The following is a 15,938-nucleotide window of genomic DNA, read 5'->3' as shown; positions in this document are numbered from 1 at the left end:
GTGATTCGTCACAATTTAAAATTCCATCATTGTCGATATCTACATCGAGGTTGTCTATGATAGAATCGTTATCATAATCATCAGGGCATCGACTAACAAAAAACTCATCAGAGTCGTATGTATAGGTATTACCTCCACACGTTATAGTTCCTACAACCTTATACCCACCAGGAGAAACAGGTTTGTGACTAACTCCTGTTCCAACAGAAACAAAACCACTTCCGTTTTGGTCGTCAAAAAACCACTCTAAAGTATCAAATTTGTCTCCGTTGGTAGCGTTTAAAGTTAAATTAGGAATACAATACCCTAAATTTTCATTTTCGGCACTAGGAGTTATTTCAGGAGCGGTTACAAAACCAGAATAAAAACTACCAGAGGTAGCTGCACTATTCATATTAAAGTAAGCACAATATAGTTCGCCAGTACTAGAAACAGTAATGTCGTCTGTTAAATTAGCTGCTTTGTAGGTTACATAATCGGGGTTCCCTGTAACGGGGTATGGACCCAAAAGATTAACAGTGCCAGATGTAGAGGTTACATTAATAGTAGCGCCTTGATTAGTAACAAAGGTAACCCCACCTGTAAAAACGGTGCTCCCAATAGTTTCTATTTCTGGAATATTATCTACATTTCCTTTGTTTTTACAGCTTATGGGCGGCACAAAAAACAATCCTTGATTTGCTTCAGAATTACTAGCACCAACACCTTGATAAACAAAAGTAGGGTTAGAGGTTTCAATATACATGTTTCCATCACTATTGTAATAATTACCTTCAATTAAATAGTATTCTCCAGCATTTATAGTTGCTATTGGGGTAGTATTACCATTAACGTAAATACTGGTATTGTTTTGGTTTGCAACGACTAAAACATTTTCCCAGCCATCTAGTCCATCTCCTTTAACTACAATGTATTGGCTTCCTATTTTATCTTCTCCAACAATTTGGTCTATACCGTAATCTCTTCCGCTACCATTATGAAAACTACCATTAGCAGAGCCACAATTAACCACAATGGGTTTGTCAGATTGTACAAGTGTTCCAATTAAACCGTCTCTGTTTATGCTTGCATCTGAAGCATTAGTAGCAACAATATAACTTTCGCCTTCATCTAGCACAATTCCAGTTATGGGGGTAGTACCTGTATAATTTTTTATAACAAGCCCATTAGGAAGATTAGAAAAGGTAACCGTGGTATTATCTTCTGTAGCCATAACAGAAATAAAGTTCAAGTAATTGTTTAATACAGGGTTTTCGTTTGTAAACATTCCAGCTCTAAAAGAGGTTCCGAGGGCTGCCGCACCTTTGCTAACTAAGGCTCCTGCTTGGTCTCCATTACCAGCTCTTACCCTTACCGAAACATAAATGGCATCACTAGCATCAATGATGTAGCCTTTATTAGAGGTAACAATACTGGTTTGATTAGAATCGACAAAAAGTTGCGAATTTTGATCATTTGCGATAAGAATTTTTTGAGGGGAAGCTTTAGAAACAAAACCAGTTATATAACTGGTAGCAGGTGAGCCGACCGGTCTTATGGTGTAGGTTACGTTTGTTGTGCTTGGCGTAGAAATATAAAAATATTGGTCTTGTGGGGTTGCATTTCCTTCTTCGGCATAGGTTAAAGGAGGTATAAAGTGTTTTTTACTTAGTTGGGCAAAAGTACTACGCCAGCCTAAACATAAAAAAACAACTAACAATAAAGAAAACCTAAATCGTTGCATATTCATAGACATGACAAAGTTACCTTAATTTAGTAAAAATAATAAAAAAATAACAACAAAATTTAATTAAAGGAGTGATTAAGTTATAAAACGGTTTTTATTTGATATAATTTTATTTTTAATTCAAAAAAAAATAACGAAATTGCTTAGCCTAAAACAGTTTATATTGGTGTATATGAAAATGATTGATGATTTTGATTTATCTAAAAATATAACGAGTATTTGTAAATAATAGTTTTAAAATCAATAAAATAGTTAAAAGTGAGTAGTACTAAAGTAAGCAATGTGGTATCAACAATTATTTCTAATTTCTGGGGTAAATTAGAGCATGTTAAGTTTAATTTTACCTTTAAAAATGGAGAGTTAAAGACTTTAATTCACGAAGTATATGGTAAAAGCGATGGTGTAGCCATTTTGTTATACAACTCAAAAACTAAGAAAGTAATTTTATCAAAACAATTTAGAATGCCTGTATATGTAGCTGGTGTTTCAAATGGTTTTTCTATAGAAGTTTGTGGAGGCGCAATTGACCCTAATGAGTCTCCAGAAAAAACAGCGATAAGAGAGGCTAGAGAAGAGATTGGGTATGAAGTGTCTAATATAAAAAAAGTAAGTACGGTTTTTTTATCTCCTGGTATTGTTCGTGAAAAAGTACATCTTTTTTTAAGTGAATATCAGCAAGCAGATAAAATAAATAATGGTGGAGGCTTGATGTCAGAAAATGAAGAAATAGAGGTTTTAGAGTTAAGCTTTTCTAAAGCATTACAAATGATAGAAAACCAAGAAATTGTTGATGCTAGAACTATTATTTTATTACAATATGTACAGCTTAATAATCTGATAGATTAAAATTTAAAATAAATAAAGCAGATAAAGGCAATACAAAGAATTGCTATAAAAAAGGGTTTAACACATTAAATTATGATGAAAAAATACTGGCAAAAAGGAACAAAACAAAAGTTTACCCTAACTTTTTCAATGCTGCTTATATTATTGGTATTGTTTGTTTTTAGAGAGTATTATCAACCTGCATTATTATTTTTACGAAAATATATTTTTATAATTTTGATAAGCTTGTTGGTACTTTTTTTAGGAATAACAAAGTTAAAAAAAACACCAAATTATATCACTAAAATAGTAGTTTTACTAGGAGTTCTCTTTTTTTTCGGATTTTTATATGTTGTAGGTTGGCGTTATAAAATGTACGATTATATGAAGATGTTTAGCATTTTCAATAATTTAAATCGTATAGAAATAGTAGAGTTGCCTCTTACGCAAAACGAACGAATACAGCCACTTCGTAATATTTTTTCAATGGCTAATGAATCGGTAGGAGAAACCAAAGATGTTTCACTACCTCATTTAGTTCGTGTTGATTCTACTAATAAATGGACAATGGCCATACAGCCAGCAGAAAAATATATTTGGCAAGGAATTAGCGATAATATTGAAGAAATTTTTGCTGTATCTAGTACAACTCCTTTTCCTCGTTTTTCTAGTGAAAATCGTATTCCTGTTACCTTTTCTATTGGAGAATCGTTAAAGTTTAGTCGTAATACTTATAGGGCAGTTGTACAACGATTGTCTATTTTTCAACTCTTTACCATAGAGCCTAGTGATACCTTTTATATGAAAAACGATAATGATGAATGGGTAGAAGTTGTTAGTTTAATTAAATGGAAAGGCTTTTTGTTTCCTTATCCAACTTTTGGAGGAGTAATGGTTATAAAAAATGGAGCGCATACATTTAAAGATTATTTAGAACGTGTTTTTTTTGGAAAAGGAACCTATATCTCACCTAAAAATATTAAAAATTATCTGTATTTAACAAGACAAAATATTTTAGCAGAAAAAGTATCTCGATTACAGGCAGAATCGCTAAAGTTTTTAGGTGGATTTAGTGACCCATTACCTTGGAATATGGAAACAGCTGTTAAAATACCCGATTTGCCAGACGGTCAAAATCAACAACCCTTTGTTACCGATTTTGATTTTTCTGACACCAAAATAGGTGCTTATTCTGGTTTGTATCATTGGTTTGGATTAGAACCAGTTGGTGATCAACGAACCAGTTTAACCTATAGCGTATTTATTCCTGCAGATGGTACAAATAAACTATATTATTACGATCATTCATCAAAAAAACAAGGTTATGCAGGGGTTTCGGCAATGCCTTTAAAAGTAATAGAGTCGCGTAAAGAATTTGATTGGTCAGTTAATAAACCTGTTGAGTTTAGACCCTACATTAAAAATATAGCGGGTAGAAAACGATTATTTTTTCTAGGTACAATTTCAGCAATTAAAAAAGACTCTGATAAATTTGATGGGGCGGCAACTCCAGATTTAGTTTTAGTAGACAGTGAATATAGAGATGTAGTTTGGATTGATGTAAAACACCCAAGTACATGGGATATTACCGTGTATAACCAATTAGCTGAAGCTTGGAAAGAAAGTGAAAAAACAAATCCCTATTTTGCAAAAAATACTCTGGTAAAACAAAATTTAGATACTCAAATACAAAAAATAGATTCGTTAAAAATACAATTAAAAGAACAAGAAAAGAAAAAGCAAATAGAAAAATTACAAAGCCAAATAGATTCTATAAAAAACCATTAAAAACAGTAATTATGTTAAATGAAAAGGAAATTATTAAAAAATACAGTAATGATGACATTACGGTAACATGGAAACCAAGTATATGTATTCACTCAAAAAAATGCTGGAAAGAATTACTTCAAGTGTTTAACCCTCAAAATAAACCATGGGTTAATATGCAGGGAGCAAGTAGTGAAAGAATAAAAAAACAAATAAATGCGTGTCCGTCACAAGCTTTGTCGTATATTTCTAACAAAGAAGAAAATACGGAGGCAATCCATACGGTAACTAAGGTAGAAGCTCTCGAAAATGGGCCGTTATTAGTTTATGGGGATTTACAAGTTACAAATTCTGATGGCTCTACCGAAAACAAAAATAAAACAACAGCTTTTTGTCGTTGTGGAGGTTCTCAAAATAAACCCTATTGTGATGGCGTACACGTAAAAGTTAAATTTAAAGGTTAGATGATGCAAGTACTACACGAAAACACTAACAAAAAAGGAGCTTTTTACGTGATGGTTAACCAAAATAAAGAAGCTGAAATGACTTACACTTGGGCAGGAACTGATAAAATAATTATAGACCATACAGAGGTAAGTGATGTTCTACGAGGTCAAGGAGTTGGTTACAAATTAGTTGAGGCGGCAGTGCATTTTATGAGAGATAATAATGTAAAGGCTATTCCATTATGCCCTTTTGCAAAATCAGTTTTTGATAAAACGCCTGAGTATGCCGATGTTTTATTTAAAAAATAAAAAATATAAATATGAAAACATATGACACTTTATCGGAGGCATTAACCGATTTAGAAAAAAGAGGTTTTACGCATGACTTTAACGTACATGCTACACATTTAGAGTGTAAAAAAAGAAATGAGATTTATAAACCAGAAACTTTTACTATAGTTGAAATGTATCGTTTTGAAGGTATGAGTAGTGCCGATGACAACTCGGTAGTGTATGCTATAGAAACAAATACAGGGGTTAAAGGAACCTTAGTAGATGCTTATGGTGTATATGCTGATTCGCTTTCATCAGAAATGATTGAAAAATTACACTTTAAACGATAATTTTTTTGATGTATTAGATTACCAGTTTACCTATTATAATCACTAAACAAAAATAGCAGTGCTATACTTTTTTGGTTTTTAGAAAGGTTATTTTATACATAATATTTTTAATAGTAACTTATGAAGTATTCACATATTTTTCAACCCTTAGATTTAGGGTTTACAACATTAAAAAATCGAATTTTAATGGGGTCTATGCATACAGGTTTAGAAGAAGAAAGCAATGGATATGTTAAATTAGCAGCGTATTATGCAGAACGAGCTAAAGGTGGGGTAGGGCTTATTGTTACAGGGGGAGTATCACCTAATATTGAAGGTTGGACCACTCCTTTTTCTGCCCGAATGAGTACTAAAAAACATGCAGATAAGCATAAAGTAGTTACAGAAGCAGTACATAAAGCAGGTGGTAAAATTTGTATTCAAATTTTACACTCTGGGCGCTATGGATATCATTTTTTTAGCGTAGCACCATCAAAAATAAAATCACCAATTACTCCGTTTACACCATTTTATTTAAAAAAATCAGGAATACAAAGAACCATTAATGATTTTGTAAATTGTGCTAAACTAGCTCAAGAAGCAGGATATGATGGTGCTGAAATTATGGGCTCTGAAGGGTATTTAATTAATCAATTTATTGTAAAAAGAACCAATAAACGAACCGATGAGTATGGAGGAGACTATAACAATAGAATTCGTTTAGCTATAGAAATTGTAAAAAAAATACGTGAAGCGGTAGGTAAAAATTTTATTCTTATTTATCGACTATCAATGTTAGATTTGGTAGAACAAGGAAGTTCTTGGAGTGAAATAGTACAATTAGGAAAAGAAATAGAAAAAGCAGGGGCAACTATTATTAATACCGGTATTGGTTGGCACGAAGCACGAATACCTACCATTGCCACTTCGGTACCTCGTGCGGCATTTACATGGGTAACCAAAAAAATGAAATCAGAAATAAGTATTCCGCTAATAACTTCAAATAGAATTAACATGCCTGAAACTGCCGAAAAAGTATTGTCAGAAGGGCATGCAGACATGATTTCTATGGCACGTCCTTTTTTAGCAGATCCTGAATGGGTAAACAAAGCCCAAGAAGATCGAGCAGATGAAATTAACACTTGTATAGCTTGTAATCAAGCTTGTTTAGATCATGCTTTTCAAAACAAAAAGGTAAGTTGTTTGGTGAATCCAAGAGCGTGTTATGAAACAGAACTCAATTACAATGTAGCTTCGGTTAAGAAAAAAATAGCCGTTGTAGGGGCAGGACCTGCAGGGTTAGCAGCTTCAACCATTGCATCGCAACGAGGTCATGATGTTACTTTATTTGATGCAGATAAAGAAATAGGCGGGCAATTTAATATCGCAAAGCAAATTCCAGGTAAAGAAGAATTTTACGAAACCATTCGATATTTTAAAAAGCAATTAGAGCTACATAAAGTAAATGTTAAGTTAAATACACGAGTTTCTGCTGAAGATATTGTAAATGGTAATTTTGATGAAGTGGTATTAGCTACAGGAATTACCCCAAGAACTCCTAAAATAGATGGGATTGAGCACAATAAGGTACTAAACTATATTGATGTTATTAAATATAAAAAACCTGTTGGTAAGCGAGTGGCAGTTATTGGAGCAGGAGGTATTGGTTTTGATATATCAGAATACCTAACGCACGAAGGTGAAAGCACCTCACAAAATATTGATGCTTGGTTACAAGAGTGGGGTATTGATAAAACCTTAAAAGCTCGTGCGGGTATAGAAGGTGTTACCCCCTATATTCAACCCTCGTTAAGAGAAATTTTTATGTTTAAACGTAGTAAAGGAAAATTTGGAGAAAAACTAGGTAAAACTACAGGTTGGATACATCGTTCGGTACTAAAAAGAAAAAAAGTACAATTTATTAATGATGTGCAATACATTAAAATTGACGATCAAGGGTTACACTATATTAAAAACGGAGAAATTAAAGTATTACCGGTAGATAATATAATTATTTGTGCAGGTCAAATACCGTTTAAAGAATTGTTAGAACCGCTACAAGCAAAAAAAATAAAAGTACATTTAATAGGAGGGGCTGATGTAGCTGCCGAATTAGATGCCAAAAGAGCGATAAGTCAAGGAAGTCGATTGGCAGCAGAGCTGTAATTATAAAATAAAAAATAAAAACAGGTATACGAAGGGCTTGTTTAGGCTAGATTAATGTGTTAAAAAAACCTATTTTTTATACACTCAAATTACTTTTTAAAAACAAATATTTCACGATATTTGTAGCTGAACTGTTTAAAAAAAACTAAATATGGCAATGAACAAAAATACTGTTTTAGGTTGGGCAACTATGTTAATGATGTTAATGGGTGTAGTGTTAATTTTAATGGGAATTTACCGTTATGAAGATGTAGCAGGTTGGGGATTTGCAACTGTTGGTATTGGTTTTTTTTGTATAGCTTGGGTATTTAATGCCTTAAAAGGAAGAGTGTAATATTTATAATTATATAAAGTATGAGCGACGATAAAAAGGTTATTTTTTCAATGAATAAGGTTTCTAAAACCTATCAATCTACAGGAAAACAAGTATTAAAAGATATTTACCTAAGTTTTTTTTATGGTGCTAAAATTGGTATTCTTGGTTTAAACGGATCAGGAAAATCTACGCTTTTAAAAATTATTGCAGGAGTAGAAAAAAACTACCAAGGTGATGTTGTGTTTTCTCCTGGATATAAAGTTGGTTATTTAGAACAAGAACCACAGTTAGACGAAAATAAAACAGTTTTAGAAATTGTAAAAGAAGGAGTTGCAGAAACGGTTTCTGTGTTAGACGAATACAATAAAATCAACGATATGTTTGGTTTAGAAGAAGTGTATTCTGACCCAGATAAGATGCAAAAATTAATGGATCGTCAAGCCGAACTTCAAGATAAAATAGATGCCTCAAATGCATGGGAATTAGATACCAAGTTAGAAATTGCCATGGATGCATTACGCACCCCTGAGAGTGATAAAAAAATAGGTGTATTATCAGGAGGCGAACGTCGTAGAGTAGCCTTGTGTAGGTTGTTATTACAAGAACCTGATATTTTATTGTTAGATGAGCCAACCAACCATTTAGATGCCGAATCGGTACATTGGTTAGAGCATCATTTAGCTCAATATAAAGGTACCGTAATTGCGGTAACACACGATCGGTATTTTTTAGATAATGTAGCTGGTTGGATTTTAGAGTTAGATAGAGGTGAAGGTATTCCTTGGAAAGGAAATTACTCTTCTTGGTTAGATCAAAAATCGAAACGATTAGCCCAAGAAAGTAAAACAGCCTCTAAGCGTCAAAAAACTTTAGAGCGAGAGTTAGAGTGGGTACGTCAGGGTGCTAAAGGTCGTCAAACCAAACAAAAAGCGCGTTTAAAAAATTATGAAAAATTAATAAGCCAAGATCAAAAACAAACCGAAGAAAAGTTAGAAATTTATATTCCTAACGGGCCACGTTTAGGAACCAATGTTATTGATGCTAAAGGAGTGTCGAAAGCTTATGGAGACAAATTACTATATGAAAATTTAGAATTTAATCTTCCACAGGCAGGTATTGTAGGTGTTATTGGTCCTAATGGAGCAGGAAAAACAACTATTTTTAAAATGATTATGGGAGAAGAAAATCCCGATGAAGGAGTTTTTACTGTTGGCGAAACCGCGAAAATTGCTTATGTAGATCAATCGCATGTCGATATAAATCCTGAAAAATCTATTTGGGAAAATTTTTCAGATGGACAAGATTTAGTAATGATGGGAGGCAAACAAGTAAATTCTAGAGCGTATTTAAGTCGTTTTAATTTCTCAGGAAGTGAGCAAAACAAAAAAGTAAATACCCTTTCAGGAGGAGAGCGTAACCGTTTACATTTAGCCATGACCTTAAAAGAAGAAGGCAATGTGTTGTTGTTAGATGAGCCTACTAATGATTTAGATGTAAACACACTACGTGCTTTAGAAGAAGGGTTAGAAAACTTCGCAGGATGTGCAGTAGTAATTAGTCACGATCGTTGGTTTTTAGATCGTATTTGTACACATATTTTAGCTTTTGAAGGGGATAGTCAAGTGTATTTTTTTGAAGGATCATTCTCTGATTACGAAGAAAATAAAAAGAAACGACTAGGAGGCGATGTATTACCCAAACGTATTAAATATAAAAAGTTAATACGATAAGAAAGATAGTTTTCACATAATTTTTATACTACCTTTTTAAGGTATGAATTATACAACCCCACAATTAAAAATCACTTTTTTAGGTACAGGAACCTCAACAGGAGTTCCAATGATTGCTAGTAAACACCCAGTAGCTAAATCTAAAGACCCTAGAGATAAGCGATTACGATCTTCAATTATGATTTCTTGGGATGATAAAAATTATGTTATTGATTGTGGTCCTGATTTTAGACAGCAAATGCTTAGAGAAGAGGTGCAGTCGATTAACGGAATTTTATTTACCCACGAACACGCCGATCATATTGCGGGTTTAGACGATATACGACCTTTTGGGTTTCAATTAGGCAAGGTGCCTATTTATACTTCAGAAAGTGTGTTGAGGATATTAAAAAAAAGATACGATTATATTTTTGCTACTAAAAACAGATATCCTAGTGCACCGAGTGTAAATCCGCATATTATTTCACATAAACAAGCGTTTAATTTAAGCGAGGTTTTAGTAACTCCTATAGAAGTAATGCATGGTAATTTACCCATATTAGGATATCGGTTTAACACTATTGCTTACATAACAGATGCAAAAACCATTTCTAAAACAGAACAAAAAAAACTGCAAAATTTAGATGTTTTAATTATTACAGGCTTACGTAAAGAACCTCATAATACTCATTTTAACATAGAAGAGGCCTTAAATTTTATTAAACAAATAAATCCTAAAAAAGCGTATTTAACACATGTTAGTGAGCAGTTGGGATTTCATGCTGAGGCAGAAAAAGAATTACCTCAAAATGTTTTTTTAGCTTACGATGGCCTTATTTTAACAGTTAATAAATAATTGGCATAAGAATTGACTCTATAAGTTAAATACAAAAGGTAAACAACGTGTATGTTGTTTATTTGTAGTTAGTTAGTTAAAATTGAAAAATAATTTTTTTGAGAAATCAAAAAAGCAGATGTCAAATTGACAGTATAGATACTTATGAGTAAATCAAAAATTTTACATTTAGACAGTTTGTCGCTTCAACATATGTTCAACGAAGATTCAGAATTAATTCCGTTAATGACTCCTGAAGATGAAGAAATTATTAACAAAGAAGAAATTCCTCAAGTGTTGCCCATACTTCCGTTAAGAAATACCGTATTATTTCCAGGCGTTGTAATACCTATTACTGCGGGTAGAGATAAATCAATCCAATTAATAAAAGATGCTAATAAAGGAGATAAAATTATTGGCGTAGTAGCTCAAAAAAATGAAGAAGTAGAAGAGCCCACTTTTAATGATATATATAAAACAGGTGTTGTCGCTCAAATTTTACGAGTTTTAAAAATGCCCGATGGTAATACAACCGTAATAATTCAAGGTAAAAAACGTTTTGAAATAGAAAGTGTAATTCAAGAACAACCTTATTTAAAAGCAGCTGTAAAAGAAGCTGTTGAAGAGCGCGATATAGATAATCAAAAAGAATTTAAGGCAATTATAGATTCTGTAAAACAACAAGCTTTGCAGGTAATAAAAGAAAACCCGATGTTACCTACTGAAGCCTCATTTGCTATTAAAAATATACACTCCGATTCGTTTTTGGTTAACTTTATCTCATCTAATATGGATTTAAGTGTAACGCAAAAACAAGTTATTTTAGAAAAAGATAACTTAAAAGAACGTGCCTTATTAACCTTAAAGAATCTGAATAAAGAACTGCAAAAACTAAAATTGCGCAACGATATTCAATCAAAAACGCGTTCAGATTTAGATCAGCAACAACGAGAGTATTATTTGCACCAGCAATTAAAAACCATTCAAGAAGAATTAGGCGGGGTTTCTAATGAGCAAGAGCTTGAAGAAATGCGAGCTAAAGCTGCAACAAAAAAATGGAATAAAGAAGTTGCCAAGACATTTGAAAAAGAAATCAACAGATTAAATCGAATGAACCCTCAAATGGCAGAATATGGCGTGCAACGTAATTATTTAGAGCTGTTGTTAGAGTTGCCTTGGGGAGAATATTCTAAAGATAAATTCGATTTAAAAAAGGCACAAAAAATATTAGACAGAGATCATTTTGGATTAGAAAAGGTAAAGGAGCGTATTATTGAACATTTGGCTGTTTTAAAATTACGTAACGATATGAAGTCGCCTATTATCTGTTTATATGGGCCTCCAGGAGTAGGTAAAACATCGTTAGGTAAATCTATTGCAGAAGCCTTAGGTAGAAAATACACCCGAATGTCTTTAGGTGGTTTACGTGATGAGGCTGAAATTAGAGGGCATAGAAAAACATATATAGGTGCTATGCCTGGACGTTTAATTCAAAACATAAAAAAAATAGGTACGTCTAATCCTGTTTTTGTGTTAGATGAAATCGATAAATTAGGTCAAAGCCATCAAGGCGATCCTTCTTCGGCAATGTTAGAGGTTTTAGACCCAGAACAGAATACCGAATTTTATGATAATTATTTAGAAGTTGGGTACGACTTTTCTAAAGTATTATTTATTGCAACAGCTAATAATTTAGCACAAATACCATGGGCTTTACGTGACCGTATGGAAATAATCAATGTAACAGGCTATACAATTGAAGAAAAGGTAGAAATTGCTAAAAAATATTTGCTGCCCAAACAATTAAAAGAACACGGGCTTGCAACTAAAGATTTAAGCTTAGGAAAGACACAAATAGAAAAAATTGTTGAGGGCTATACTAGAGAGTCTGGTGTTCGTGGTTTAGAAAAACAAGTGGCAAAAGTAGTACGTTATGCTGCCAAGTCTATAGCTATGGAACAAGAATATAATGTTTCGTTAACGAATGAAGATATTGAAACTATTTTAGGGCCTGCTCGTTTAGAACGTGATAAATACGAAAATAATCAAGTAGCAGGTGTTGTAACAGGGTTAGCTTGGACAAGTGTTGGTGGTGATATATTATTTATCGAATCTATTTTATCTAAAGGAAAAGGTAGTCTTACCATTACGGGTAATTTAGGTAAAGTAATGAAAGAATCTGCAACCATTGCATTAGAGTATATTAAAGCGCATGCCGAAGAATTTGGTATAGATCCTATGCTTTTTGAAAAGTATAACATTCATATTCATGTACCTGAAGGGGCTACGCCTAAAGATGGACCAAGTGCAGGGATTACCATGTTAACATCTTTAATATCAGTGCTTACTCAACGTAAAGTAAAAAATAAATTAGCCATGACAGGTGAAATTACCTTACGAGGAAAAGTGTTGCCTGTTGGTGGAATTAAAGAAAAAATATTAGCTGCCAAAAGAGCCAATATCAAAGAAATTATTTTATGTGAAGAAAATAAAAAAGATGTTGCTGAAATTAAAGAGAGCTATTTAAAAGGACTAACATTTCATTATGTAACTGAAATGCATGAGGTAATTGATATTGCGCTTACTAAACAAAAGGTCAAAAATGCTAAAAAGTTAGAGATGTAATAAAATAACTTTAAATTTTTTGTAAAAACACATATTTTTTTGGTGTAAAAAACTGAAAAAATATGTGTTTTTAACTTTAGCGCCTTTAGTTAGTTTCAAGCTCTTTTTTTAAAAATTTTGCAGTATAGCTTGTTTTATGGGTAGCCATTTTTTCTGGGGTTCCTGTAGCTAATACTTCGCCACCGTTTTTACCTCCTTCTAGCCCCATATCAATAATATAATCGGCTAATTTTATAACATCTAAGTTGTGTTCAATAATTAAAACAGTATTCCCTTTATTGGCTAATTTATTTAAAACCTCCATTAATACTCTAATATCTTCAAAATGTAACCCAGTAGTAGGTTCGTCTAAAATATAAAAAGTATTTCCTGTGTCTTTTTTTGAAAGCTCAGTTGCTAGTTTTATTCGTTGTGCTTCACCGCCTGAAAGTGTGGTAGATTGTTGCCCAAGTGTAATATAACCTAAGCCAACATCTTGTATCGTTTTTAATTTACGATATATTTTAGGAATATGTTCAAAAAATTGTGTTGCTTCGTTAATGGTCATATCTAACACATCAGCAATTGATTTGCCTTTATAACGAATTTCTAAGGTTTCTCGATTAAAACGTTTTCCTTGGCACGTTTCACATTCAACCTCTACATCGGGTAAAAAACTCATTTCAATAACACGAACACCACCTCCTTGACATGTTTCGCACCGACCACCTTTAACATTAAAACTAAATCGACCTGCTTTATATCCACGAATGGCTGATTCGGTGGTTTTAGCAAATAAATTTCTAATTTCACCAAACGTTCCTGTATATGTTGCTGGGTTTGAGCGAGGTGTACGCCCTATGGGAGATTGGTCGATATCAATTACTTTATCAATATTTTCAATGCCTTCTATTTTTTTGTAGGGCATAGCTACTTTTACCCCTCGGTAAATATGTGCATTTAAAATAGGGTATAGTGTTTCGTTAATTAAAGTTGATTTTCCGCTTCCTGAAACCCCAGTAACACAAATCATTTGTCCTAAAGGAAATTCAACTGAAACATTTTTTAAATTATTTCCACTAGCTCCAAAAAGTTTAATTGTTTTTCCGTTACCTTTTCTTCGCTTTTCAGGTACAACAATTGTTTTTCTATCGGTTAAATAATCTGCAGTTAAGGTGGTATGTTGGGTTAAATCTTTAAATGTTCCTTGGCTTACAATTTCACCTCCATGAATACCTGCGCCTGGGCCAATATCTAACACAAAATCGGCATGTTTAATCATGTCTTTGTCATGCTCTACTACTAATATAGAATTGCCTAAATCGCGTAATTTAAGTAACGAATTAATGAGCTTTTCGTTATCACGCTGATGTAAACCAATGCTAGGTTCATCTAATATATAAAGTACCCCTACAAGTTGAGAGCCTATTTGTGTGGCTAATCGTATACGCTGTGCTTCGCCTCCTGAAAGCGATTTAGAGGTTCGGTTGATGGTTAAATAATCTAAACCGACATCTAATAAAAATTGAATTCGGGTACGGATTTCTTTTATTATTTCGGCAGCAATTAATTGTTGCTTGTCTGATAATTTGCTAGTTATTTTTTCAAACCAATTGGCTAAATCTAGCACATCCATTTGGGCTAAATCACTTATGTTTTTATCGTCGATTTTAAAATAAAGTGCTTCTTTTTTTAGTCGGTTTCCGTTGCAAACAGGGCAGGTAACTTCATTCATAAATCCTTTTGCCCAACGCTTAATACTACTACTTTGGGCTAGATTGTATTGGTTTTTTATAAATGAAACGATACCTTCAAAATCAATTTCATAATTTCGAGTTACTCCTGCTGTTTTTGATTCAATTTTAAATTTTTCTTTTCCGCCGTGTAAAATAATTTCTATTGCTTCTTTCGGAATTTTATTAATAGGGGTATTTAATTTAAATTTATACCGTTCGGCAATATATTCTAACTGTTTAAAAATCCAACTATTTTTTTGCTCTCCAAGAGGTATAATTCCTCCATTTTTAATAGAAATAGTATTATCTGGAATTACTTTTTCTAAATTAATTTCGTTAGTAATGCCTAAACCATTACAATTTTCGCAAGCACCTTTGGGTGAGTTAAACGAAAAAGTATTGGGTTCAGGGTCAGGGTAAGCTATACCAGTACTAGGACACATTAATTTACGACTAAAATATCGTAGGTTTTGATTATCGACATCAATTACCATTAAAATATCATTACCTGCATATAACGCTGTTTTTATGGTTTGCTCTAGCCGCTCTTGTGATGATTTGTTTATTAATAAACGATCGATAACAATTTCTATATCGTGTATTTTGTATCGATCTAAACGCATTCCTTTTGTAATTTCAACAATTTCTCCGTCAACTCGTACTTTAACAAAGCCTTGTTTAGAAATTTGTTCAAATAGCTCTCGGTAATGCCCTTTTCTAGATTTAATTACAGGTGCTAGTATAGCTATGCGTTTATCAGCAAAATCTTTTAAAATTAAATTTTTAATTTGCTCATCAGAGTAGCTAACCATTTTTTCTCCTGTATTATACGAATAGGCATCGGCAGCGCGAGAAAACAACAAACGAAGAAAATCGTATATCTCGGTAATGGTACCCACTGTAGAACGGGGACTTTTATTGGTGGTTTTTTGTTCGATAGAAATTACGGGCGATAATCCATCGATTTTATCGACATCAGGTCGTTCTAAATCACCTAAAAACTGACGTGCATAGGCAGAAAAAGTTTCTATATACCTGCGTTGCCCTTCAGCATAAATTGTATCAAATGCTAATGAAGATTTTCCACTACCACTTAAACCTGTGATTACCACTAGTTTTTCGCGAGGAATTTTTACATCAATATTTTTTAAATTGTGCGCTCGGGCTCCGTAAACTTCTATAAAGTCTTGTTCTTTTGGCATACCT

General features: G+C 32.9%; 12 protein-coding genes. 10 read left to right on the top strand and 2 right to left on the bottom strand.

The genetic code is table 11. The features are described 5' to 3' along the window. Positions 1 to 1,723: IgGFc-binding protein (locus AB2B44_RS10245; RefSeq protein ID WP_369049492.1), on the bottom strand; the 1,723-nt coding region annotated here is incomplete at its 3' end. Between the two features lie 261 nt (positions 1,724 to 1,984). Between AB2B44_RS10245 and AB2B44_RS10240 the strand changes: the two genes are divergently transcribed. The 10 genes from AB2B44_RS10240 (at position 1,985) to lon (ending at position 13,017) form a co-directional block, all read left to right on the top strand. Beyond that, positions 1,985 to 2,572, top strand: coding sequence for an NUDIX domain-containing protein (locus AB2B44_RS10240; RefSeq protein ID WP_369049491.1), 588 nt, complete (start codon positions 1,985 to 1,987; stop codon positions 2,570 to 2,572). A gap of 72 nt (positions 2,573 to 2,644) precedes the next feature. Further along, positions 2,645 to 4,339, top strand: a complete 1,695-nt coding sequence (locus AB2B44_RS10235; protein WP_369049490.1) for a hypothetical protein — start codon at positions 2,645 to 2,647, stop codon at positions 4,337 to 4,339. A gap of 11 nt (positions 4,340 to 4,350) precedes the next feature. Next, entirely contained in the window at positions 4,351 to 4,782 is a 432-nt protein-coding gene (locus tag AB2B44_RS10230) for a (4Fe-4S)-binding protein (RefSeq protein WP_369049489.1), read from the top strand. A 3-nt stretch (positions 4,783 to 4,785) separates the two neighbouring features. Then, on the top strand, positions 4,786 to 5,073 hold the full coding sequence (locus AB2B44_RS10225) for a GNAT family N-acetyltransferase (protein ID WP_369049493.1): 288 nt from the start codon (positions 4,786 to 4,788) through the stop codon (positions 5,071 to 5,073). A gap of 11 nt (positions 5,074 to 5,084) precedes the next feature. Beyond that, a complete protein-coding gene (locus AB2B44_RS10220; protein WP_369049488.1) occupies positions 5,085 to 5,387 on the top strand; it encodes a phosphoribosylpyrophosphate synthetase in 303 nt (100 codons plus the stop codon). Positions 5,388 to 5,507: 120 nt separating this feature from the next. Then, a complete protein-coding gene (locus AB2B44_RS10215) occupies positions 5,508 to 7,532 on the top strand; it encodes an FAD-dependent oxidoreductase (RefSeq protein ID WP_369049487.1) in 2,025 nt (674 codons plus the stop codon). Positions 7,533 to 7,683: 151 nt separating this feature from the next. Then, positions 7,684 to 7,866 carry a CAL67264 family membrane protein gene (locus AB2B44_RS10210; RefSeq protein WP_369049486.1) on the top strand — a complete coding sequence of 61 codons (183 nt, stop codon included), beginning with the start codon at positions 7,684 to 7,686 and terminating at the stop codon, positions 7,864 to 7,866. A gap of 20 nt (positions 7,867 to 7,886) precedes the next feature. Continuing rightward, positions 7,887 to 9,578, top strand: a complete 1,692-nt coding sequence (gene ettA / locus AB2B44_RS10205) for an energy-dependent translational throttle protein EttA (RefSeq protein WP_369049485.1) — start codon at positions 7,887 to 7,889, stop codon at positions 9,576 to 9,578. A 43-nt stretch (positions 9,579 to 9,621) separates the two neighbouring features. Continuing rightward, entirely contained in the window at positions 9,622 to 10,413 is a 792-nt protein-coding gene (locus AB2B44_RS10200) for an MBL fold metallo-hydrolase (RefSeq protein WP_369049484.1), read from the top strand. A gap of 144 nt (positions 10,414 to 10,557) precedes the next feature. Beyond that, complete coding sequence (lon, locus tag AB2B44_RS10195; protein ID WP_369049483.1) at positions 10,558 to 13,017, top strand: endopeptidase La; 2,460 nt, start codon at positions 10,558 to 10,560, stop codon at positions 13,015 to 13,017. Between the two features lie 85 nt (positions 13,018 to 13,102). Here lon and uvrA read toward each other — a convergent pair whose 3' ends face one another. Then, positions 13,103 to 15,934, bottom strand: a complete 2,832-nt coding sequence (uvrA, locus tag AB2B44_RS10190) for an excinuclease ABC subunit UvrA (RefSeq protein WP_369049482.1) — start codon at positions 15,932 to 15,934, stop codon at positions 13,103 to 13,105. Positions 15,935 to 15,938 lie beyond the last annotated feature (4 nt).

This window comes from Tenacibaculum sp. UWU-22 (assembly GCF_041021355.1).
Classification (GTDB): Bacteria; Bacteroidota; Bacteroidia; order Flavobacteriales; family Flavobacteriaceae; genus Polaribacter.
Note: the sequence above shows the minus strand (reverse complement) of the source record. Positions and strands in the feature narration are given on the sequence as shown.

Coding starts and splice junctions, on each gene's coding strand:
- uvrA (WP_369049482.1), bottom strand. CDS start 15,934: ATGCCAAAAGAACAAGACTTTATAGAAGTTTACGGAGCCCGAGCGCAC.
- ettA (WP_369049485.1), top strand. CDS start 7,887: ATGAGCGACGATAAAAAGGTTATTTTTTCAATGAATAAGGTTTCTAAA.
- AB2B44_RS10225 (WP_369049493.1), top strand. CDS start 4,786: ATGCAAGTACTACACGAAAACACTAACAAAAAAGGAGCTTTTTACGTG.
- AB2B44_RS10200 (WP_369049484.1), top strand. CDS start 9,622: ATGAATTATACAACCCCACAATTAAAAATCACTTTTTTAGGTACAGGA.
- AB2B44_RS10215 (WP_369049487.1), top strand. CDS start 5,508: ATGAAGTATTCACATATTTTTCAACCCTTAGATTTAGGGTTTACAACA.
- AB2B44_RS10220 (WP_369049488.1), top strand. CDS start 5,085: ATGAAAACATATGACACTTTATCGGAGGCATTAACCGATTTAGAAAAA.
- AB2B44_RS10230 (WP_369049489.1), top strand. CDS start 4,351: ATGTTAAATGAAAAGGAAATTATTAAAAAATACAGTAATGATGACATT.
- lon (WP_369049483.1), top strand. CDS start 10,558: ATGAGTAAATCAAAAATTTTACATTTAGACAGTTTGTCGCTTCAACAT.
- AB2B44_RS10235 (WP_369049490.1), top strand. CDS start 2,645: ATGATGAAAAAATACTGGCAAAAAGGAACAAAACAAAAGTTTACCCTA.
- AB2B44_RS10210 (WP_369049486.1), top strand. CDS start 7,684: ATGGCAATGAACAAAAATACTGTTTTAGGTTGGGCAACTATGTTAATG.